Origin of the sequence: Halohasta salina (assembly GCF_024178165.1) — an archaeon.
GTDB lineage: Archaea > Halobacteriota > Halobacteria > Halobacteriales > Haloferacaceae > Halohasta > Halohasta salina.
This window is the reverse complement of the sequence record NZ_JAMZIE010000001.1, coordinates 128,370-150,863: the sequence shown is the minus strand read 5'-3', so window position 1 is coordinate 150,863 and position 22,494 is coordinate 128,370. Positions and strand designations below refer to the sequence as shown.

The following is a 22,494-nucleotide window of genomic DNA, read 5'->3' as shown; positions in this document are numbered from 1 at the left end:
CGGCTACTTAAGCGTCCCTCTTTGCCGCCGGCGAAACCCACGGAGATCGCTCCTTAGGGGTCGCTAATCGAATCTGAGGGAGTTTCCCACTCGTCGGAGAGACCGATCGACAGGAGGCGAAACGGACCGAACGGCGCTTAGGGCGTGTCGACGACACACGACGCGTGTTGGGGCACCGACGGGTTCAGGTCAGTTGAATGTCGTCGATATCGTGTTGTCGGCGGGCCAGCCGCCGGGCCGTCTCGATATGCTGGCCGCCAGCGCCGATCGCGACGCCACGGTCGGCCTCGACGACCTCGACGTAGGCGACGCGGTCGCCCTGTTCGGAGATCGTCACCCCGCGGACCACGGCGGGGGCCAGCGCGTTTGCGACGAACGCTTCGGGCGTCTCGGCGTCCTCGACGAGGTCGACCGAGCGGCCGATCTTCTCTTCGACCCGTCGGACCGTCCGGCCGTCGGGGCCGATCGCGTCGGCCATCTCGCCGGCGGGAATGAGGAAGACGACCCGCTCGCTCTCGACGAGACAGTCGGTCGGGCTGACGCCAGTCTCCTCGTCGAACAGCCCGATGTACCGCCGTGCCTCGTCGGAGAGCGTGACTTTCATGCTAGTCGTCGGCGGGTGTGCTGTCGATCGAGCCCATCCGCAGTTTCACGTCGCCGGTCCCCAGCGCGATCGGTTTGCCGGCGATGACGTTCTCGATGATGCCGTCGAGGTCGTCGCTCTGGCCGTGGATCGCCGCATCCAGCAGGTGGTTGACCGTCACCTCGAAGGCCGCCCGGGCGAGCACCGAATCCTTCGAGCCCGAGATGCCGTGTCGACCGATCGACTCGATCGTTCCCTCGTTGGTCATGATGTCGGCCACCAACATGAGGTGGCGGATGTTCACGTCGTCGAGCCCCTGCTCGCGGAGCGTGTCGACCGTCTCGTTGATGATCGCCTCGCGGGCGGCCTCGATCCCGAGTTCCTCACGGATCTCGTGGATGTTGTTACAGGTCGACCGGGTTGCGTCGACGCCCTCAATGTCGAGCACGTCGCCGAAGGCAGAACCCTCGGTGTAGAGGACGAACTCCTCGCCGGCGTCGGTCTCTTCCTTCCGGATGACGACGCGGCTGATCTCCTCGATCCCTTTGAATACGATATCCCGAAGCTGCTCGACCAACTGGAGCAGCTCCCGATAGCTCGGCTCGTTCGGGCCGAACTCGATAGCCATCCCCTGCTGACGGGTCGAGACGCCGAGTTTGTCGTCGATCGTCTCGGCGATCTCCTGGGCCACCAACTCGGCGGAGTCGACGGTCGGCCAGCGTTCCAGCAGCGTCTCCTCGTTGAGATCGATCCGCACCAGCATGTCGGCGACGTTCGTCGAGACATCGCCGAGCGCGAGGATCTTGGTTGCTTCGAGCGCCCAGACGACCTCGTGGGCCTTCTCGCGGTCCTCGGCGTACTCGTCTTCGAGATACACCGTCATCATCGGCGTATCCGGCGTCTTTCGGGCGTCGACCAGCTCGATGAGCCGGGGCAGCCCTTGGGTGACGTCGATCTCGGCGACCCCCGCGTAGTGGAACGTGTTCATCGTCATCTGGGTGCCGGGTTCCCCGATCGACTGCGCGGAGACCGTCCCGACCGGTTCCAGCGGATCGACGCGGGTGTCGACGTACTGGGATTCGACCGCGCGGGCGATCTCGTCGGCCTGTTCGGTCGTCACGCCCTCGCGATCCTCGATGGTATCGTAGACGCGATCCTTGAGCCGCCGAGGCAGTTCGGTGTCCTCGACGATGGCTTCGATATCGTCGGTGACGTGGCTGTAATCAGTCATCCGACTCCACCTCCTCGAACCGCGGCTCGGTATGCTCCGAGAGGTTCGTCGGCGGCTCCCGCCGGCCGATGAACGCCTCCTTGTCGGCTGCGTCGTCGAACTCGGCTTCCAGTACGCGGTCGGTGATCCCCTCGACGTCGACGTCGAAGTCGTCGTCGGAGGAGACACGCACCGGCGAGGTGCCGTCCTCGCCGAACTCGAACTGGACGACCGTATCCGAGGTGTCCCGGACGGTGCCGTCGTACTGGACTTCGAGTTCGGACAGGGCGTTGATCAGCCGGCGCTGGAGGTAGCCGGATTTCGAGGTCCGGACTGCCGTATCGACTAGCCCCTCACGGCCACCCATCGCGTGGAAGAAGAACTCCCGCGGCGTGAGGCCGCTGCGGTAGGAGTTCTCGACGAAGCCGTGGGCCTCGGCCGACAGATCGTTCTCCTCGTAGTGAGCGAGGGTTCGGTCCTCGTAGCCACGGTTAATCCGCTCGCCGCGGACTGCCTGCTGGCCGACACAGCCGGCCATCTGGGTGAGGTTCAGCATCGAGCCACGCGCGCCGGACCGGGCCATCACGACCGCCGGGTTGTCGTCGCTGAAGTGGTCGTCGGCGATCTCACCCGCGGAGTCCCGGGCCTTGCCGAGCGTCTGCATGATCTTCATCTCCAGCGTTTCGTCCACGGTGCGGCCGGGCAGCGATTCGAGGTCGCCGTTCTCGTAGGTGTCGATGAGTTCCTCGATGCGGTCGTAGGCGCTATCGATCGCCTCGTCGACCTGCTCGTCGGCCACCGGCGGAATCGACTCGTCGTCGATCCCGATCGAGAACCCGAAGTGCATGATCGCCCGCATGGCGAGGGCAGCGACTTCGTTGATGAACACGCGGGCGCGGGTCTCGGAGTACTGTTTGACGATGGTGTCGACGATCTCGCCGCCGAACGCACCGACGGCGTCCTCGTCGATCGTCCCCTCGATGAGGTTGCCGTCCTCGATGACCACGTCGCCGCCGGTCGAGGAGGTGAACTCGAGGTTCAGTCCGTCCGGCAACAGCAGCGAGAAGACGGTCCGGCCGGTCCAGTAGGGGCCGGTTTCGTTCTCGCCGTCGGGGTCGGGCAACTCGTCGACGCGGGTCGCCCGCAGCAGGTCCAGCGCCTGCGTCTCGGTGAAGTCGGGGTTGTCGTTGGTCAGCAGATAGGTCCCCGAGATGTGGTCCTGGATCGCGCCGATGATGTTCTCGCCGAAGCGCGGCGAGAGGATCTGTTCTTGGACGCGCATCAGCACACGCGCCTCCGCGCGGGCCTCCTCGGTCTGGAGGGCGTGGAGGTTCATCTCGTCGCCGTCGAAGTCGGCGTTGTACGGCGGACAGACGACCGTGTTGAGCCGGAAGGTCTTGTACGGCATCACGACGACCTCGTGGGCCATAATCGACATCCGGTGGAGCGACGGCTGGCGGTTGAAGATCACGATGTCGCCGTCGACCAGATGGCGGTTGACTTCCCAGCCGGCCTCGATCTTCGTGGCGAGCTCCTCGCAGTTTTTGGGTGTGACCTTCAGTCGTCGACCGTCGGGCCGTTTGACGTAGTTGGCACCCGGATGCTGTTCGGGGCCGTTGGCGACGTACTGGCGGGCCTCCTCGGTGTTGCGCTCGGTGACGTTGATCGTGATCGTCATCTCGCTGGCCACGCGGTCGGGGATCCCGACCTCGTTGAGCGAGAGTGTCGGGTCCGGACTGATGACGGTCCGTGCCGAGAAATTAACGCGTTTCCCCGATAGGGAGCCGCGGAAGCGTCCCTCCTTGCCCTTGAGTCGCTGGCTCAACGTCTTGAGCGGTCGACCCGAGCGGTGGCGGGCCGGCGGCGTCCCCGAGATCTCGTTGTCGACGAACGTGGTGACGTGGTACTGCAGCAGTTCCCAGAGGTCCTCGATGATGAGTTGGGGCGCACCGGCCTCGCGGTTCTCCATGAACCGCTGGTTGATCCGGATGATGTCGACCAGTTTGTGTGTGAGGTCGTCCTCGGAACGCTGGCCGTTGTCGAGCGTGATCGACGGGCGGGCCGTGACCGGCGGCACCGGCAGCACGGTCATGATCATCCATTCGGGCCGGGAGTTCTCGGCGTCGATCCCCAGCACTTCGATATCCGAATCCGGGATGTCCTCGAACCAGTCGCGGATATCCGAGGGCATCAGCTTGTTCATGTCCTCCTCGGTGAGGTCGACGTCGAGGGCCTTCTCTAAGGCCCGGCGGTCCTCGTCGAGCGGGCGGAACTCGCCGCCGAGGATCTGGTTGATCCGCTCCAAGGAGATGCCGGTCTGGTCGGCCAACTCCGAGGGACTGATCCCTTCGTCCTCCTCGTCGTCGGCGTCGGGCTGCATCGCCGAGGCGATGACCTCCGAGTACTCCGATGCGAGGACGTTCTCGACCTCGTAGTAGGTCGTCGGCTTCTCGTGTTTGATATCGGCCTGTGGCTCCCCACAGTGGGGGCAGGTCCCGGCCTTGCGGGCCTCCCGGACCGCCGCCTTCAGCACCGTATCGGGGTCCTTACCGAGTTCGTCGGCCCGCTCCTGTTGATCGCGGTACTCCTCCATCTGCATCTCGTCGAGCGTCAGCCGCCCACACTCCCGACAGGTCGACCGCAGGAGTCGGCGCATCAGCGTCGTGAAGCCGACGTGGATCACCGGCGCGGCGAGTTCGATGTGGCCGAAGTGGCCGGGACAGGAGCCGGAGTGCTGGCCACAGGTCCGACATTCGAGACCGGGGTCGATCACGCCGAGTCGGGGGTCCATCAGCCCCATGTCGATCGGGTAGCCGTCGTCGTCGTAGGTATCGGCCGTGATCACTTTCGTGGCCGACAGGTCGCGGTACGTCTCGGGATCCATCAGGCCGAAGCGGATCCCGCCGAGCTGTTTGGGTGTTTGCATTGACATTAGACTGCGTCCTCCAGTTCGAGCGTCGGGCGAATGCCGAGCGCCATCAGTTCGTCAAGCAGGAGCTTGAACGCGTAGCTGATCTCCAGTTCGTGGATGTTGTCCTCGCTGCCGGTCGCCGGATCGTACACCCGGCGCTGCTCGCGGTCCTCGATGGCGATCATCCCGGTGTCCGCCGAAACGTAGACGGTCTCCTTGTCCGAGGAATCCAGCAGGCGTTCGTTGAGCACCATCGCCGCCCCGTGGCCGATGATGGTGTCCCGCTCCATCTCGCCGACACGGAGGCCACCCTCGCGGGCACGCCCCTCGGTCGGCTGGCGAGTGAGCACCTGCACGGGCCCACGGGAGCGGGCGTGCAGTTTGTTCGAGACCATGTGGTACAGTTTGTGGTAGAAGATCGTCCCGACGAAGATCTCGGCGTCGATCTTCTCGCCGGTGACGCCGGAGTACATGACCTCCTTGCCGGAGGATTTGAAGCCGTGGTCCTCCAGCGCGCCGCGGAGTTCCTCCTCGTCCTCGCCGAGGAACGGCGTCCCGTCGACGCGCCGGCCTTCCAGCGCGCCGACTTTCCCGCCGAGCATCTCCAGCACGTGACCCACGGTCATCCGTGATGGGAGGGCGTGGGGATTCAACACGAGGTCAGGAACAAGTCCTTCCTCGGTGAACGGCATGTCCTCCTGTGGTGCGAGGTGGCCCACGACACCCTTCTGGCCGTGCCGGGAGGCGAACTTGTCCCCCAACTCGGGGATCCGTTCGTCCCGAACCTTGACCTTCGAGAGCTTCGAGCCGTCTTCGCCCTCCATCAGCGTGACGGTGTCGACGACGCCGTCTTCGCCCGAGCGCATCGTCACCGAGGTCTCACGCCGCTTCTGGGGCGAGAGGCCACCCATGTCGTCGGGTTCTTCGAGGAACCGCGGCGGGCTCGTCTTGCCGAGTAGCACCGAGTTCTCGTCGACGACGGTCTCGGGGTTGACGAGGCCGTCCTCGTCGAGGTGCGTGTAGGCGTCTTCCCCGCGTGCGCCGCGAACGTCCTGACTCGGAATCTCGAAGTGGTCCTCCTGACCACCGGGGTAGCGTCGTTCCTCGCCCTCGTAGGTCCGGAAGAAGTGCGACCGCATCAGCGCGCGGTCGACCGAGCCCTGATTCATGACGAGGGCGTCCTCGATGTTGAACCCCTCGTAGCTCATCACGGCGACGACGAAGTTCTGGGCTGCCGGCCGGTCGTCGTAGTTGATCTGTTCGGTGGTCTGGGTCTTGACCATCGACAGCTGCGGGTAGTGCAGCAGGTGTTGGCGGGTGTCGGGCCGGATCCGGTAGTTGGCGGATGGCAGCCCGAGGGACTGTTTCATCATCCCCGCGCCCATCGTAATCCGGGGGCTGGCGTTGTGTTCCGGATACGGAATCATCCCCGCACCGATCCCGAAGATCAGCGACGGGTCGATTTCGAGGTGGGTGTGCTTTTCGGAGAGGTCGTCTTCGTCGACCGCGATGAGGACGTCCTCTTCCTCCTCGGCGTCGATGAACTCGACGTAGCCGCGGTCGACCAGATCCTCGAACTCGAGGTCGCCGTTCTCGACGGCGTCGATCTCCTCGTCACCGAGCAGCGGCTCGCCGTCCTCGACGACGATCAGCGGTCGACGGGCCCGGCCGGCGTCGGCGTTGATGATGACCTCTTGGGTCCGGTCGCGGACCGAGACGTTGACCATCTCGCTGACGTCGCCACGGCGGCGGGCCTCTCGGATCTGTTCGGCAAGCTGTGCTGGGTCCGGGTGGGTGCCCACCAGACTCCCGTTGACGTATACTTTCGCTTCTCGTGCCTGAGCCATGTTAATCGTCCGCAGGGGTTGTTCGTTCGATACTGTCGATGCCGGGGATCCCCTCGACTCCCATCGACGACAGCTCTCGTTTCAGTCGCTGTTCGTCCTCGATGTCCTGACTCAGCTCCATCGCTTGGGCGAAGTTCTTCACCAGGCCACAGTTCGGCCCCTCCGGCGTCTCGGAGGGACAGATCCGACCCCACTGGGTGGCGTGGAGGTCCCGCGCCTCGAAGTGGGGCTGGGAGCGGGACAGCGGCGAGCGGAGCCGACGCAGGTGGGAGAGAACGCCCATGTAGTCAGTTCGGTCGACCAACTGGCTCACGCCGGAGCGGCCACCGACCCAGTTCCCGGTCGCGATCGGGTGTTCGAGCCGCTCGGTCAGGACATCGGATCGGACGACCGTGCTGACCGAGAGATCCCGGTTCCGCATGTTGGCGCGTTCGAGCTGGTATTTCACGTCCCGCGAGAGTTTGTTCAGCGCGGTCCGGAACAGGTCGGTCATCAGGTCGCCGCTGACCTTCAGCCGCTTGTTGGCGTAGTGGTCCTTGTCGTCGGGCTCGCGCCGTTCGAGGGCGAGTTCGAAACAAGCCTCGGCCATCCGACAGAGGTAGTAGGCCTTGTTGATCCGGACCTCCTCCTCGTCGACGCCGTCCTCGTGGAGGTGTGGCAGCAGGTAGCGGTCGATGACGTAATTCGCTCGCTTGAGCTGGTAGTTTTTGCCCTGACCGGAGGCGACCCGCTGACCGAGGGTCTCGATGGCCTCCTCGGTCGTCTGCACGGAGGCTTCCTCCAGATTCTCCAGCATGAACTTCACGATCTCCGGATCCTCGGAGACGCGGTGGACGATCTCCTCGTCGGATTCGAGCCCAAGCGCGCGGACGAGCGTGACGAAGTCGACGCTGCCCGAGACCGACGGGAAGCTGACTTCCAGCAGTCCTTCGCGGTTCCGCTCACACAGCACGAGTGCGCGGTAGCCGCGGCGCTGGCTGAAGGTTTTGGCGACCTGGATGTCGTCGCCGTACTTGGTGTCGTTCTCGGCGAGGATCTTGTTCGGCGCGAGGTCCTCGCTGGTCATCAGGACGCGTTCGGAGCCGTTGACGATGAAGTAGCCGCCGGGGTCGACGGGGTCTTCGCCGATTTCAATGAGCTCTTGATCCGAGAAGCCCTGAATGTTGCAGTTCTGGGAGCCGACCATGATCGGCATCCGGCCGACCTTCGTCTCGGTGGAGTCGACGACCTGTTCTGGCTCGTCTTCTCCGCCGCGAATGATCGACATCTCCATGAACACCGGCGCGGCGTAGGTGATGTTCCGGAGGCGGGCCTCCTGCGGATACAGGAGTTCTTCGGAGCCGTCGGCCTCGCGCACACGCGGCGTGAGAATACGAACATCACCGAGTTCGACATAGACGGGCTCTTGGCCCTCCTTGTCGCCGATGTCGGTGTCGATCGTTTCCTTTTCGTCGACGACCTGCTGCATCCCCCGGTCGAGGAACGCGTTGAACGACCGGAAGTGGTGTTCGGCGAGCCGTTCGTCCGAGAAGTACTCCTTGGATATCGTCCGTCTGTCTTGCCGGTTCATTCGATCACCAGTCGGTATGAGGTCGCAGTGTCGGTTGTCCGGGAGTCCCGAACGATCTTGATGACGTCGCCCGGTGTCGCGTCGTCGGGAAGCGCCGGATCGTTGCGTTTGATTTTCGGCAGATCGGTGCGGCTGAGACCGTACTCCTCGAGGACCGAGTCGATCTCGGAGTCCTCCAGCAGGACGTGGTCAGGTACGAGTTCGTGTTGGCTTGCGTCTACCATGGGTGGGGTATCCGTCGGTGGGGAGAAGCTACTGTCACGAGATACTACAGCGAGTTACTAGACCGAGCCATTTAACAGTTGCCAACTCCGCCCGCACCAGCGGCTCATCAACCGCTGGAGGGCGTGATAGTACACCACAGGCTGTCGGCCAGTATATGCCTTTGGGCCGGCTACTCGTCGACCCACTGGCGGGCCGCATCCCGGAGTTCCGCATCACGGTCGGACTCGACGGTGAGTTCGGGCACCGCGGTCGGCTCGCCGTCGTCACCGATGGCGACGAAGACGAAGACGCTCTCGGTGGTGAGGGTGTGCTCGCCGGAGCGGGGTTGCTCGCGAAACGCCCGCAGCCGGACCTTGATGCTGGTGCGGCCGTGGTCGAAGACGTAGGCCCGGATGAAGGCGGTATCGCCCTGCGGGATCGGTCGACGGAAATCCATCTGGTCGATGCTGGCAGTGACGCAGGTCTCGCCCGCAAAGCGCATCGCCGCCATCGCGCCGACCTCGTCCATCCACTTCATGACGATCCCCCCGTGGGCCGTCTCGTAGTTGTTGGTGTGGTTCGGCTGGACGCGGTGGCGGTTCTCGATGAAGGTCTCCTCGACAGTTGGCATGGTTTTGTTATAGAGGGACTACTTAAAAAGAGTCAGTCGACCCGATGGAAACCGTCTTTTGGGTGTTGGGCGTTGGGTCGACTGGCCGATGACGAACGCACCGCTCCGAGACGGGGTGGCTCCTGTCGGTGACGAGCCCTATGAGTGCCGAGGCCAGCTTTCTATCCATACATTTGCGCGGAGAAGTGAACGAGCGTCAGAGAATCGCGTCTGCTACCCTCTGAGACAGATTAATTGTTGATGGAGGTCGAATAGAGTGGACTCTAAGTCAGCACGTACGAGTCTCGGTCAGTGATCAACAACCCATTATCCGCTATGGCCCAGACGACTGCACCACGCCGTTCAGTTGAGTTCTGACCACGAGACATTATCTCCTGATGTGGCGGTCGTCCCGAACTGGATAGTTACCGTGTCTTGCACTCGGAGGTGGTCGTATGATTTTCCTCCGTCACCGTCGGTGTCGGACCACTCGACCAATCGGATGTCGTCGAGCCGGGCGACACTCTCGTCGCCGCCGTCGGGCGGGTACAGGCGGAAGTAGATCCGAACGTAGTTGGCCGTGGCTGGTGTTTCCAGTGGCTGCTTGAGACGTTCCCACCCGGTAGTCTGCCCGAGGTCGATCGACACCGAATCGAGCTCGGAACCACTGGTCGATTCGTACCATCGTACGAGCAGTTCCAGTCGGGTGTCCGACTCGTGCCGATACTGCCCGAGCAGCGTTGTCGGCCCTGCGAGCGGTACACGCGCGGCCGTGGTCAGGATCCTTCGCTGCGTGTTGTCGGCTCTCCGAGTCAGTTGAATGCCACCGCTGTCTCCGTGCCCGAATCCCGGTCCGTTAGACTCCTCTCCACGGCTAAATCGCCACAAAGGCCCTTCGTAACGCTCACCGTCTATATCCGAATTGTCGAACGTGCCAGTCGGTAGCAAATCGCGGCCAAGTTCTACCGACGACTGGCCGTCGAGGACCCTGTCGATCCAGCCGGACTTCCGTTCGAAAATCGTTCCCTCACCGTTCAGTGTGCGGGTAACGGTCTGAGTCGTACTATCTTTGCCGTCGACGTATTCGAGCGTTCGCTCATCGAGCGAGAATTCATCGGACGACAGCGCAGCAGTGTTCCGTAACTGCCACGTTTTGGGTTTCCCGACGACCCCCTTCGGAACGTACCCCTCGATCAGGAGTGGATCGACGTACGCCCTAATGACTCCATCTCTCGTGGCATGGACAGTCAGTAGATAAGACGGAAACGTCGACCAGAGTTCTTGATCGAAGACGAGGTTACCGAGCGTCCAAGCGACCAGTGCGCCGTCTCGACGTTCGACTCCACCGGTGACGTGTGGGTGATGGTTGACGACGACGTCCGCACCAGCCGAAATAGCCGACTCCGTCAGTTGTTCTATCTGTTCCGTCGGCTTCGGTTGATACTCATTACCGCCGTGGATCTGAACGACGGTCAGATCAGCGTTCGACGTGGTTTGTGCAACGTGTTCCGACAGTTGTGGCTCTGTCGCTGCTGCGACCCCAACACTTCCCGAGAACGTCAGCGTCTCGCTGTCGGGGGTTCCCTCAGCGCTCTCCTCCCCGACCGTGTAGGTTTCTGACTGACCATCCTCTGCCGACCAGTCGATGTCGTACTGATCGCCCGTCACGGTGGTACAGGAAAGCATGCCGACAGTGAGCCCCTGTACGTCGAAGTAGGTCGGCTCCCACGCCGCCGTGCTCGACTCCCCGGCACCGGAGTTTTTGACTCCGGCATCCGAAAGCGCCTGAAACGTGTCGTCCAGTCCCGGAGGTAGTGCGTCTAACGTGTGGTTGTTCCCGAGCGCGGCGTAGTCGATACCGGCCCTCGACATCGCTGCTGCGGCGTCAGGATGTGAGACGAACGAGTACAGCTTCGACGGGTGGCGCCAAGCCGTCGTCGTGAGTGGCGTTTCAAGATTTATCGACGTGATGTCGGCATCCCCGAAGAGCGGCGAGACGTACTGTAGAATCGTATCGTGTGAAGCACTCCGCTCGTCCGGTTGGATCTGCAAATGTGGTTCGAGCGGGTCGTCATCTTGGTAGAACCGACGACCGAACATCACGTCGCCGCCGAACGTGAGTGATACTGTCCCGTCACGCGGGGTGAGTGCGATACGCCGGGTCGCACCCGGCGCAGTAGCGACGGTACGTTGAACATACCCCGAGGCGGTAGCGCGCACCCAGACTGGGGCACTCGGCTCCCCGACCTCGAAGCGACCCTGTTGGTCGGTCGTCGTGCTATCCACAACGCCCTTCTTCGGCACGATCACGTCTATCGTCGCGTCCGAAATCGCGCTCCCAGAGATTCCAACAACGTTCCCCGAGACTGGCACGCCTTCCCCCGCGTCTCCTCCGGGTTGTCCGCCTTCCCCGGGAGTGCGCGATTCCTTTTGAGTCGGATCGGATCCCGGAAGAGCGTTGCAGCCTGCGATTCCCGCTGTGGTCCCAACCGTCACGAACTGAATGAACTCACGACGGGACCATTGTCTCATTGGTTCCATTTTTTGAATCCTCTGATACAAATAGGATGGGATAAGTTGGTGAGTACTGGAAGCGTTATTTTTGTCGCCAGACGCGTATCTCTTGACGAGACGACGAACTAGTCGGAGAGTCGTGGTTGCTCTGAAAACGGGAGATTCTGATTGCCACGAGTCCTGATTTCCGGAATAGCGTATGCCGAGAAGTCGCTGTTCCGTTACTCTTCGTCGTGAACCGGCAGGTCTGTCAGTGCCTCCGGGTCACAGTCGAACGGACTCGGGAGTTCGTCAACGAATGCTCGAACGAATCCCGTGGTTCCCGGTTCGACCATCACTTCGGCGTTGGCGTGAACCGTCTCACCGTCCTCGTTCTCGTAGGTCGTGGGGACGAGTACGGGGACGCCCTCCTCAAGATACTCCTGCGAGACGTTTCTGAGCGCCTCGCTCTCCGTGTCGAGATTCCCATTCGTGTCTATCGTCCCGACAACCTCACCGCGCTGGTGATTGAGTATCTCGACCCCGACGACCTCGTGCTCGTCTTCATCACCAGCGTTCGCGGCTCCCTCAGCAACGGCCCACCCGAAATCCTCCTCCATCCACTCCGCTATCTCAGCGGCATCAGCGTCGGGGGCGGGCCGCTCAGGCCGTTCGGAGTCGTCCATACGGTGTAGTATTTCTCCTGACAGTATTTAATCGCCAGCGATGCTTTACTCGTCACCTCCGAGTGCCCACAGTGCCATATCGAGCGTGCGGAGACTCACGTCGTATTCGTTCGCTATCGCCCAACACGCACCAAGATATAGCAAATAATCCTCGACAGTCGGGTCATCGGGCATTTCGTCGGGCAAGTATCCGTTCTCATGTAGCACACCCCATGCTTTCCAGTCGAGAACGGTGAAGCGGTCGGGATTGATGAACAAGAGGAACGCAGACCCCATCCGTTCGGCTACACCGCTTATTTCGGTTAAGTGCGCTAGTTTCTCTCCCGGCGAAGAGGCAGCGACCGTTTTCTCGATTTGCGAGGTGACAAACGTCTCGTCGTTCGAGTTGAAATCGTCGAGAACCTTCCCGACGAACGGTGAGCTGGTCATTTTCCATCGTACAATCCATTCCAAATCGTCCCATGTCCATGTCCCCTCTTCGAACGCTTTCGGTAGCGTTTCGAGACGTTCCATTTCCTCTGCGTACTGGTCTTCCTCCGCCTCGTAGGCGACTTCCTGCTCTTCGAGTAACTGCTGGGAGAGAGTCATACGGGAGAGTCCTTGCACAACCCTCCGAGCAGTAAGAAGTTATAGCTTACTCAAGTCGAGATAGACTACTTTAGTCGTTATTTCATTTCTCCGACGTAAGTTTCGCACTATCGCTGCGATATCTTCTATGCGATACTCCGCTCGTTGGATGACTATCTGCGACGAGCGTATCCTCGAACGTCTATCAGAGGTCGAGACAGACACGCCGAAAGGCATGGCCGACAGCGGTGATGTGCGTTTCAGTCGGCAGTACATCGGGGAACGCTGTCGAAGACTGACGGACTACGGGATGCTCCAGCATCTCGGCAATGGCGTCTATCGAATCACGGAAACCGGAGAGCAGTATCTCGATGGCGAAGTCGATGCTGAAGACCTCGAATCCGACGAATCCGAGTAACGAACGACTGTCTCTCATCGTAGACCGAAGAGACTCGCGTGAGACGCGGGAGCAGCAGGACGCCCCGAGGGATACATCGGAACGAACGAGGAACCGCAGAGACGCGCATTGTCTTGAGATAGAACGAAATACGCTGTTCAGACCCATTTGAGGGGACTGTCATCAATATCGATGTCCACAGATGGTATGACGTATCGAAGGGTGCTCCCCATTTTTTCCCGATTCACTATTGCAAGAAGGCCTTCTTCTGGGTCGGTATAGAGTTCGACATCTCCGTTCAGTTTTTCAAAAATCATTCCAAGGTACTTTGGATAGTGTTGCTTAACATCTGGTCCTTCCGCTGAATGCACTGCCAGTTCGCCATGAACCCAGTTCTCAGAGTCTCTTTCAGGGAAAAATGTGAATTCAATCTTCTCATCCCTCACCACCAGAGGATACACAATTGAGTCATCATCCTCGTCAATAATTGAGGTGAACCATGACATCTGGTCAGCAGGAATTCTGATATGAATCGGGGCTACCTTCTTTCCATCTGCGTCAAGAAAAGTGTCATCTGCTGGTACGTGTTTACCCCGAGATCGATTCCGCCAGTCTCTCGTAAGGGTGGCCTGATAGGTGCTGTATATCGATGCATCAGGCGAGTGAACACCCTTCTGAGGGATGGTCTCCGGCCAGGAGACCATCCCGTCTCGCCTGTCGATGACCTCTTCGGAGCCTACCAAGGAAGAGATTCTTGAGCGTCTAGTCGCGCTTGAGGAAGAAAACAAGAAACTCCGTGAGGAGAACAAACGCCTAAGAGCCAAACTTCGCTGGTACGAGGGACCGCATACACCACCGAGCAAGGATCAATCGGGTGATGAAGAGTCGTCCTCGTCCAGCGGTGACGAGGACGACGAACAACCACGTACAGATGGCGGCACGCCGGGGCGAAAACCAGGACATGATCCGGAGTGGCGGTCCGCACCTGATCCAGATCAAGAAATTGAGGTTACCTGTGACTGCTGTCCTGAGTGTGGCGAAACGTTCGACGAGTCGGCGGGCGTCAGCCCCCGACTCGTCGAGGAACTCCCGGATCCACAACCTCCGGAGGTCACACAGTACAACCGTCACCACTACGAGTGCCACTCTTGTGGCTCCGAGACTGTCGCTTCTCACCCCGACTGCCCCGATGAGGGGCAGTTCGGGGTGAACGTCATCGCCCAGGCAGCTTTGACTCGGTACGACTACCGTCTTCCCTATCGGAAGATTGCTGATCGTTTCGAGCAACTCCATGGATTGGAGTTATCAAGCGCGTCGGCGTGGCACGCGACCGAGCGCGCTGCGCGCGCCGGTCGCTCCGAGTACGAGCAAATTCGCCAGCAGATCCAAGATGCTGAGGTAGTTCACGTTGACGAAACAGGCGTCAAACGCGACGGTGAACAGGCGTGGATCTGGACATTCAGAACGGACCAACACACGCTGTATGCTGTCAGGGAGAGCCGTGGGAGTGATGTTCCCGCTGAAGTCCTCGGTGAGGACTTCGCGGGAACAGTCGTCTGTGATGGCTGGACAGCGTATCCAGCGTTCAGCAGTAGTCTTCAACGGTGCTGGGCACACATTCTCCGAGAAGCTGAAGACGCAGCTGAGAATCACGAGGACGCAGAGCCGATTTATCGGAAACTCAGGCAGATGTATGTCGGTCTCCAGGCCTGGCTGGAGACCGACCCGAGTACTCGTGAGCGAGCACAGATGCACCGATCAAGCCAGGCTGGGCTCAGATCGCTCGTTGAGCGATCAGTAGCAAACGAACCAGTGGCAACACTACTCGGAAAGATCAAAGGCGGGATCGATCACTGGCTCACCTTCATCGGTGAGCCAGAGATCTCACCGACAAACAATGCCGCAGAGAATGCACTTCGTGAACCAGTCGTCCTTCGGAAAATCATCGGCACGCTCCGCAACGACCGCGGTATGTTCGTTCATGAAACGTTGCTGTCCCTGCTGGCGACGTGGCGCCAGCAGGGACGCAATCCTTACGACGAACTCAAGCGAGTCGCCCAAAATAACGAGATGATCTCACGAGCTCACGCTGTGCCAGCTGTCGCATCTTCGGGATAAACACGTACATAAAAAAGAAGCCAGCCGAGATGATCGAGCGAAGGTTGTAGACGATCACGCCAGCGACGAACGGCCGGTTCGTTAGCACACCTAGTGGCACCAGCGGCGACCCCCCGGCGCGTTCCAGCCTGCGCTCGTACTGAATGAATGCCGCAAACACGAGGAGGCCAACCCCGAGCAACCAGATCGCTGGCGACGTTCCAAACGGATTGAACTGCGTCTCGCCGATGAAAAACGCCCGCCGTTCGATGAGCCACCCGTACTTCCCGCTCAGTAGGAAGCCAGTGACGAGCGAGGTCGACCCGACGACCGACAGCACGGTTCCACCTTTGTCCAGCGAATTATCAGTGTCCGACAGCGGATCGGGAGTTACGTACCGGACGAAGTAGAGGATCACTGCCACACCAACAAGCTGGAGTGCGAACCCCCACCGCCAACTCGCGTAGGTGGTGAGTGCGCCGCCGATGATCGGGCCGAGCGTCGACCCAAGCCCACTAATGGCAGCCAGCAGGCCGAACGCCGTCGCCCGGTCGTCGTCCGCGTAGCTGACCGTCAACACGGTGTACGTCAGCGGAAACAACACGGCCGCGGCCGCCCCCTCGATGAACGCCCACCCCAGATAGAGGACCGCCGTGTTCCAACTGATCGCTGCCACCACTGTCCCGGCGGCGTAGACGACCAGTGCGACGGCCATCACACGCCGGCTACTGCGTCGCGACGGCAGCGTCCCGGCCGGAAGGACCAGCGCGGCGATCACCAGCGAGTAGAGGGCGACCGCCCCCTGAATCACGGTGACAGTGGTCTCGAACTCGTCGACCATCGTGGGGATGGCCACGTTCATCAGAGAGGCGTTGACGACGATGAGGAACGTCGTCAGACTCACGGCGATGGCTGGGGCCCAGTGTCGGACCCCCGTCCGCACCGTCGAGAGATGGGGACTCCCCACCGGAGGCGATCCGTCCGCGGGCATACAGCGGGCTACCACGTCGACTCTCAAATAGCGTGGACCGGATTACCGAGACGGAACGGGAATCCGACCGGTCGGCCGGACAGTACCCGCTGGGGTGAGTACCGAGGCCGCGACGCCTGTCAGTCTAGTGCGGGCCAGTGGACGATCTCGATCTCTCGGTCGTGGACGGCGTCGACCTCGGGGTCGGTGTCGGCCGGCAGCCGCGGGGGCGACGAGCCGCACTCCCGGGCGGTCAGCGCCGCGACCAGCGCGTCGATGATGTCGTCGCGCCCGCTCTTGCCGATAACCGGTGCCCATTCGGGTTCGGTGAACGTCTCGACGGCCTCCTCGTAGAGCCGGCGGGCCGTCGGCAGCGCCGTCGAGAGGACATCGAGCCGCTCGTCGCGGCCCGCGGCGGTCTGTTTGTCGTGGACCATCGGCTCGCCGCCGTTGAGCGCCGTGAAACACACCTCCGGATGGGTCTCCCTGACCTCGGTATCGGCGAGATCGTCGGCGAACATGGTCAGGAACTCGTCGACCTCCCTGATCCGGGGGACCAGCGCCCACGCCTGGTTTTGGACGCTGAAATCGAGCCCTTCCTGGGCCCGTTTGGCCTCGATAATCGTCTCGGCGGCGACGGCCTCCCGCGTCGGCGTATAGAAGACGCTACTCCCCCGGCTCCCGCCGAGGAGCCGTCTGGCTTCGACGTCACAGGCGCGTTTGCCCCCCGACCGCAGCCCGATCGGGATGTCGACGAGGATCCGGTCGGCGTCGTCGTGGTGGTACCAGAGGTTGAAGATCGACGGGTAGAGTCCCATCTCGGCGTCGCCGTCCGCCGAGAGCGCGACCGCGAACCACCCGCTCGACGCCCAGTCGACACCGACGTACGTGCTCATCGGTATCTGTTGGGGAGGCGAACGTATTAATCCCCGACTACGCACGGAACACGAGTCAGCCGTCGGGCGATCACACCGGGACGGAACAGCCGCCGGAGTAGCCACGCGGTACCGGCTGGTAGGCACCGCCTACGGGACCGGAATCCGGGTACTGTGGCTGTCGACGGGGTCGGCGATGGATATACATGCATCTGTGTCAAAACCAGATGATATGTATCACGCCCACATTCCGAACCGCGTTTCCAGGCCAGTCGCCGTCAGCCACGGTCGGTGACCGATGACTGGGTACGCGCGGCTGTCGGTTGCGGTGGGGGTCCTCGCGGTGCTGCTCGTTGTCGGATCGGGAGCGGCGAGCGCCGCAACCGCCGATGCAGGCGAGCCAGAGGTGCTGTACGCCCACGACAGCAACGAGGAAATCGAGGCTGACGATCACCTCGACTCCGGAGGAGTCTACTGGCAGGGTCAGACGCTCGGCCTCACCGACCCCGACGAGCGACTCAACACGACAAGTCTCTCGATACGGGAGTACGACCCCGACGACGGCGAGTTGGGCTCGCTCGTCCGAGAGATCGAGTACGACGCCGAGGGGATGGAACTGGAGACCGGTGATCTGGAGGGAACCTACGTGTTGACCCTTCCGACCCAGCGGAACACCGCCGTCGAGTTCGCCGATGGCGTCGTCGATCTGACGGTCGCGGCGGGCAACGCGAGCGCCTTCGAGATCCAGCGCCAGACCCTCGAAGTGGGATGGGAGGGCGGTCGCGCCGGGACGGTCCAGTCCGACCGCGAGCTAGTGATGGAATCCAACCGGGTTCGGTACAACGTCAACATCACCAGCCCAAGTCTCTCCTACGGGCAGTTAGAGCAGGTTTTCATGGGCAGCCGACAGCTTCGCGCGGCCAACGAGCCGTTCGGTGACCGCAAGCCGTTCGAAAAGCGCTACCGGATGTACGACACCTACGAGGACGAGGGGACGATCGTCCTCCGCGGGTTCGGCAACGGCGGTCTGGAGACGGATTTCAGCCGGATCGACCGGTTCCCCGAGGCGATCACCGTCGAGGTGACAGACACAGGGGTCATCCGGAGCATCGAGCCGCCGAGCAACGCGGACGAATCGGGGCCCTTCAGCATCACACAGCTCGAAGTCACCGACAGCGTCAGTCCCGGTGACGACGTGAGGCTGTCGGCGACGATCAGAAACGAGTGGTCGACGACCGAGACCGACGAGATAACCTTCGAGCTCGGTGAGGCTTCGTCGACGGTCGGGACGACGCTCGACGGCGGCGCGGAGACCACGGTGTCGGCCACCGTGGCCGCTCCCGAGGAGCCGGGTGAGGTCGGCTACGTGGCACGGACCGACGGCGATCGCGTCGAGGGGACCGTCACCGTCATCGACCCGAACCCCGAGCCCGAGGACGAGTCGAGCGACGAGAGCGGCGATGGACTCGTCGAGACGTTGCTCGGGCTGTTGTATCCGCAGGCGCTGATCGGGCTCGTGATGACGCTGCTCTCGTTGGGGACCGTTCTCATCTGGCGGCGGCGGTAGCTATAGCAAAACGTAGACCGCCGCCCCGATCAGGGCCAAAATGGCAGCGATCGCCGCGTTCGCCTCGACTTTGAGCGGCGAGCCGAAGGCCCGCGCCGACAGCAGCCGGACCGGCGGGAACAGCAGGATACCGCCGAGCAACACCGGTACGCCGCCGGGGTTCGGAAGAACTGAGACGCCGGCGACGACGAACAGGAATCCGAGGGCGTAGCTCACGCGCGCGATCAACTCCTCACGGTCGTCCATCCCCGTCGACCCGGAGCTGGCCCGCTTTTCGGCCTGCTTGTCGATCATCCGATCGAGTTTGTTCCGCGCCTGCTCGTTTTGTGGTTCCCCGCAGTTCGAACAGAAGTTGTCCGACTCCTCGACCGGGGACCCACAGTTCGTACACTCCGGCATACTCCTTGCTGGCCTATTGAAAGGTTCCTACATCAAGCCTTGCATCCAGTCGGCCCGCTGGCCCCAGCAACAGCCGCACGGATTATACACTCTGAGAATTACGTCAGGAGAATTAAATACGTTCGTACCCGACTGCCGCCATTCTGTATCCGATCCCGTCCGGTCGCATGAGACAGTCAGTCGTCGACCACACCGGTCGTATCGCAGCGCTCTCCCTGCTGTTGGTACTGGTGGGTCTCGTCGCCGCGACCGGGACCGTCGCCGCCGACGGAGGGTTCGAGGTCGAGATCACCGACGTCCCCGACACCGTCGACGAGAACGGCGACCTCGAAATCGAGGCCGAGATCAGAAACACCGGCACCGACACCACGACACAGGAGCTTCGGCTGGAGGACGGCGATGGGACCGTCCTGCAGAGCAAAAGTCAGGTGTTGGGTGGGGGCCAATCGGTGACCGACACGTTCGTCTGGAGCGACGTGCCCGGTCGCCCGACACGAACGATCACGCCGACCGTTCGCAGCGAGGACGACAGCGACTCGGCGTCGACAACCGTCGAATGGACGGAGTTCGAGGTGCGTGAGCTGGACCTGAGCCGGGATGCGGTCGCCGGCGGCGATCCCGTAACGGTCACCGGCGAGGTCAGGAACATCGGGACCGCCGTCGGCACCCAAGAGCTCGTCTTTACCGACGTCTCCGGCAACATCGATACGGAATCGGTCACTCTCGATGGCGCCGAGTCGACGGACGTCACCTTCGACGTGACCGCTCCGACCGATCCCGGAACGTACACCTACAGCCTCTCGACGGCCAACGGGAGCGCCGACCGATCGCTCCGGGTCCTCGAATCGGCCGCCTTCGACGTGACCATCACCGAGACGACCACCGACGAGACCGGGTTCGAACTCGTCGCAACAGTCGAAAACGAGGGGGAAATCGAGGGGATCGAGGACGTGACGTTCTCGGTCGACGGGGAGACGGTCACGACGCGGTCGGTCACCGCCCAGCCAAACGAGACGCTCACCGAGACGTTCAGCTACGACACCGGCAGCAAGTCGTTCGCCGTCGAGGCCGCAGTCGAAACCGGGGCGACCACCGACACGACGCAGGTCTCGCGGGCGGCCATCGACGAGGGGCCGGCTATCGAGGCGGTCACCCCGGCGGTCGTTCGGAACGACGGGGTCGTGACGGTGACCTACACCGCCGCCGGGCCGGCCGTCGACGCGGCCTCGCTGACCGTGACCGATCCGAACGGCGAGCCCCTCGTGTCGCGTGCGGTCGATCCGGGCACCGAGCGAACGACGACCGTTCGACTCCCCGGCCGGGACGAACTCGTCGCGGGCCAGTACGACGTCGAACTCACCGCCGAAGACGATTCGGGCCGGAGCGAGTCGACCAGCCGCGCAAACGCCTTCGAGGCCGAACCCCTGCGAGCGGCCGACGACGTCGGCTTCAGCCGGGAGCGCTACGAGACGCCGGCCGGCGACTTCGTCGAAGTCGACGTCTCGGCGGGCGACCGCGAGGAACTGTACGTCCTCGTTGCCGGCCCCACCGATGGTGGCGACGCCGCAGGGCGCTATCTCGACGTGTTGCACGTCTCCGGCGACGCAACGTTCGTCGTCAATACGCGGCTCGTCGGCACGGACCGTCCCTCGACGGACGTCTACATCCCGGTCGACGGCGAGGTGACAAGCTACGCCCACTCGATCGGGGCCGACAGCGAACCGCAGGGGGCGTTCGATGGCCTCTCGTTCCGGAACGAGGACGGGACCGAACGCGCCGACACCCTCGCTGCATTCAGGGACGAACAGGGACACACCGCACTGGAGCGGCCGCTCCAGCCCGGCGAGTACCGGCTGGTCGCCGCCGGCAGCGGCGCGGTACTCGGCGGGGACGGGACTGCCGGCGTCCGCCATCCCATCGCCCGCGCTAATCTCGCGCTCACGCCGCCGGAGCTCGGTGCCGTGCGGACCTACACGCTCCCGCCCGCGGCGGCCGACCGCCTCGACCAGTCCGCCGGCGACGCCGTCGGCGTCGACGACATCGGGCCGCTACTCGCGCGAGCGACCGAGACCGACACCGTCGCCGAGGGCGATCGACTCCTCATCGAGATCCAGTCGACCGGGATCTACGGCGCGCTGATGGCCGATACCGCGGCCACCAACCCGGCGGTCGCCGCCGACAGCGACGGATCGGGAGCGATTCCGGCGGGCGACGTCGCGACGCTGCTCGACCGCCGCGAGGGTGTCCGTCTCGAACTGACGGGAACCTCGGCGTCGGGCGGTGGTTCCTCGGAGCTCCGCTTTGGGGGCGTCGACAGCAACGATCTCTACGTGCTGCCGGACGATTCGGCCGACCAGTGGCCCGGCAGCGACGCAGTCGGCACCGAGCCACGGATCGGCGGACTGTACCTCGTCGTCGACACCCGCGACAACGAGGCGTTCAACGGCCGGCCGACCCCCGGCGACGAACTGACCGTCGAGGTCAGCTACGAGTCGTCGGCCGGCGACCGCTACGCCTATCCCGACGCCTCGCTGGTCGACGGCGACCAGCCCGCTCCGTTCAGTCCCGCAGCCGACGGGACCGAACAGTTCCCGTACGCCAGCACCGCCACGGCGACGGTGAGCGTCACCGACTCGTTCGTCGTCACTGAGCCCGGCGTCGCATACGACGAAACCACCCTCGACGGCGAGCTGCTCGTCCCCGCCGAGGCCGACGGCGTCATCACCGGCGAGACCACCATCGCCCCCGGCTCGACGGCCGAACTCCGGTTGGCTGCGGCCGACGGGGAGTCGACGGTCACGATCGAGGACGTCGAGATCGGCCCGGATCGCTCCTTCGAGGCGACCGGGGAGTTCTCGGCGTTCGAGCCCGGCGAGGACGTTGAGGCCGCGTTCTACTCGGCGGAGCGGACCGGCGAGAACCGACTGCTCGACAGCCGGAGCGTCCGCGTCGTCGAGGATCTCGACGATCCGGCCCGCTTCGAGATCGGCGGCGTCCCCGAATCGGTCAGCGTCGACCGCGGCGAACGACTCGGAGATATCGCCGCGACGGTCACCAACACCGGCGAGTTCGCCGACCGCCAGCGTGTCGCGTTCAGCGTCGACGGCGAGACGGTCCGCGAGCAGTCGACGGTCCTCGACAGCGGCGAGTCGACGACGCTGGCCCTCGCCGAGGAGTTCGTCGTCCTTCCGGCCGGCGAGTACCGCTACACCGTCAGCACCGACGACGCTCGGCGGACCGGCACCCTCACCGTCACCGATGGCGGGGACGCGGGGATCACGGCTGACGACGGCGGGGCGACGCAGTCGACGCCGCCCGAAGAGGACGGCAGCGACGGCGAGGGGACCGGACTGTTCGGGATGGTCGGCCTCCGGGGCCGCGACGTCGCGGCTGCGGCGTTGGTCACCGCCGGGACGTACGTCCTTGGTCAGTGGGCCTGATCGATTGTCCACGGCGGCGTGTGTCGACGGAGGTGACACACTGGTTATACAAAATGAGAATTTCAGGA

General features: G+C 63.1%; 17 protein-coding genes and 1 pseudogene. 4 read left to right on the top strand and 14 right to left on the bottom strand.

Going from position 1 to position 22,494, the window contains the following annotated elements; genetic code table 11:
• Positions 1 to 184 precede the first annotated feature (184 nt).
• The 10 genes from NKJ34_RS00735 to NKJ34_RS00690 all read right to left on the bottom strand — a co-directional run bounded on the left by NKJ34_RS00735 (position 185) and on the right by NKJ34_RS00690 (position 12,702).
• On the bottom strand, positions 185 to 604 hold the full coding sequence (locus tag NKJ34_RS00735) for a NusA-like transcription termination signal-binding factor (protein WP_253736347.1): 420 nt from the start codon (positions 602 to 604) through the stop codon (positions 185 to 187).
• 1 nt (position 605) lies between these two features.
• Positions 606 to 1,814, bottom strand: coding sequence for a DNA-directed RNA polymerase subunit A'' (gene rpoA2, locus NKJ34_RS00730; RefSeq protein ID WP_253736346.1), 1,209 nt, complete (start codon positions 1,812 to 1,814; stop codon positions 606 to 608).
• Complete coding sequence (locus tag NKJ34_RS00725; protein ID WP_253736969.1) at positions 1,807 to 4,719, bottom strand: DNA-directed RNA polymerase subunit A'; 2,913 nt, start codon at positions 4,717 to 4,719, stop codon at positions 1,807 to 1,809. The genes rpoA2 and NKJ34_RS00725 overlap by 8 nt, the downstream gene beginning before the upstream one ends.
• A gap of 5 nt (positions 4,720 to 4,724) precedes the next feature.
• Positions 4,725 to 6,551, bottom strand: coding sequence for a DNA-directed RNA polymerase subunit B (rpoB, locus tag NKJ34_RS00720; protein WP_253736345.1), 1,827 nt, complete (start codon positions 6,549 to 6,551; stop codon positions 4,725 to 4,727).
• Between the two features lies 1 nt (position 6,552).
• The gene (locus NKJ34_RS00715; protein ID WP_253736344.1) at positions 6,553 to 8,121 is read right to left on the bottom strand and encodes a DNA-directed RNA polymerase subunit B''; all 1,569 of its coding nucleotides are present in this window, start codon (positions 8,119 to 8,121) and stop codon (positions 6,553 to 6,555) included.
• A complete protein-coding gene (locus NKJ34_RS00710) occupies positions 8,118 to 8,345 on the bottom strand; it encodes a DNA-directed RNA polymerase subunit H (RefSeq protein WP_253736343.1) in 228 nt (75 codons plus the stop codon). The genes NKJ34_RS00715 and NKJ34_RS00710 overlap by 4 nt, the downstream gene beginning before the upstream one ends.
• Positions 8,346 to 8,515: 170 nt before the next feature.
• Positions 8,516 to 8,956: an acyl-CoA thioesterase gene (locus NKJ34_RS00705; RefSeq protein ID WP_253736342.1), complete on the bottom strand. Its 441-nt coding sequence runs from the start codon at positions 8,954 to 8,956 to the stop codon at positions 8,516 to 8,518.
• A 342-nt stretch (positions 8,957 to 9,298) separates the two neighbouring features.
• On the bottom strand, positions 9,299 to 11,308 hold the full coding sequence (locus tag NKJ34_RS00700) for a CapA family protein (RefSeq protein ID WP_253736341.1): 2,010 nt from the start codon (positions 11,306 to 11,308) through the stop codon (positions 9,299 to 9,301).
• A gap of 362 nt (positions 11,309 to 11,670) precedes the next feature.
• Positions 11,671 to 12,114, bottom strand: a complete 444-nt coding sequence (locus NKJ34_RS00695; protein WP_253736340.1) for a hypothetical protein — start codon at positions 12,112 to 12,114, stop codon at positions 11,671 to 11,673.
• 45 nt (positions 12,115 to 12,159) lie between these two features.
• Positions 12,160 to 12,702, bottom strand: a complete 543-nt coding sequence (locus NKJ34_RS00690) for a hypothetical protein (protein ID WP_253736339.1) — start codon at positions 12,700 to 12,702, stop codon at positions 12,160 to 12,162.
• A gap of 127 nt (positions 12,703 to 12,829) precedes the next feature.
• Here NKJ34_RS00690 and NKJ34_RS00685 point away from each other — a divergent pair, with 127 nt between their 5' ends.
• Complete coding sequence (locus NKJ34_RS00685) at positions 12,830 to 13,099, top strand: MarR family transcriptional regulator (protein ID WP_425491738.1); 270 nt, start codon at positions 12,830 to 12,832, stop codon at positions 13,097 to 13,099.
• Positions 13,100 to 13,236: 137 nt separating this feature from the next.
• On the opposite strand, the gene NKJ34_RS00680 is transcribed toward NKJ34_RS00685, so the two are convergent.
• The gene (locus tag NKJ34_RS00680) at positions 13,237 to 13,782 is read right to left on the bottom strand and encodes a hypothetical protein (RefSeq protein ID WP_253736337.1); all 546 of its coding nucleotides are present in this window, start codon (positions 13,780 to 13,782) and stop codon (positions 13,237 to 13,239) included.
• On the opposite strand from NKJ34_RS00680, the gene tnpC reads away from it, so the two are divergent.
• Complete coding sequence (gene tnpC / locus NKJ34_RS00675) at positions 13,760 to 15,196, top strand: IS66 family transposase (RefSeq protein ID WP_425491737.1); 1,437 nt, start codon at positions 13,760 to 13,762, stop codon at positions 15,194 to 15,196. The genes NKJ34_RS00680 and tnpC overlap by 23 nt on opposite strands.
• Before the next feature lie 4 nt (positions 15,197 to 15,200).
• Here tnpC and NKJ34_RS00670 read toward each other — a convergent pair.
• Both NKJ34_RS00670 and NKJ34_RS00665 read right to left on the bottom strand, forming a co-directional pair.
• Positions 15,201 to 16,166: pseudogene (locus NKJ34_RS00670) on the bottom strand (MFS transporter); the annotation flags it as partial.
• Positions 16,167 to 16,285: 119 nt separating this feature from the next.
• Positions 16,286 to 17,041 carry a DUF429 domain-containing protein gene (locus NKJ34_RS00665; protein WP_253736334.1) on the bottom strand — a complete coding sequence of 252 codons (756 nt, stop codon included), beginning with the start codon at positions 17,039 to 17,041 and terminating at the stop codon, positions 16,286 to 16,288.
• A gap of 277 nt (positions 17,042 to 17,318) precedes the next feature.
• Here NKJ34_RS00665 and NKJ34_RS00660 point away from each other — a divergent pair, with 277 nt between their 5' ends.
• A complete protein-coding gene (locus NKJ34_RS00660; RefSeq protein WP_253736333.1) occupies positions 17,319 to 18,587 on the top strand; it encodes a hypothetical protein in 1,269 nt (422 codons plus the stop codon).
• Here NKJ34_RS00660 and NKJ34_RS00655 read toward each other — a convergent pair whose 3' ends face one another.
• The gene (locus tag NKJ34_RS00655; protein WP_253736332.1) at positions 18,588 to 18,986 is read right to left on the bottom strand and encodes a zinc ribbon domain-containing protein; all 399 of its coding nucleotides are present in this window, start codon (positions 18,984 to 18,986) and stop codon (positions 18,588 to 18,590) included. It lies immediately after the preceding gene.
• A gap of 167 nt (positions 18,987 to 19,153) precedes the next feature.
• On the opposite strand from NKJ34_RS00655, the gene NKJ34_RS00650 reads away from it, so the two are divergent.
• Positions 19,154 to 22,426 (top strand): BGTF surface domain-containing protein, encoded by a 3,273-nt coding sequence (locus NKJ34_RS00650; protein ID WP_253736331.1) that lies wholly within the window; start codon positions 19,154 to 19,156, stop codon positions 22,424 to 22,426.
• The last annotated feature ends 68 nt before the right edge of the window (positions 22,427 to 22,494 follow it).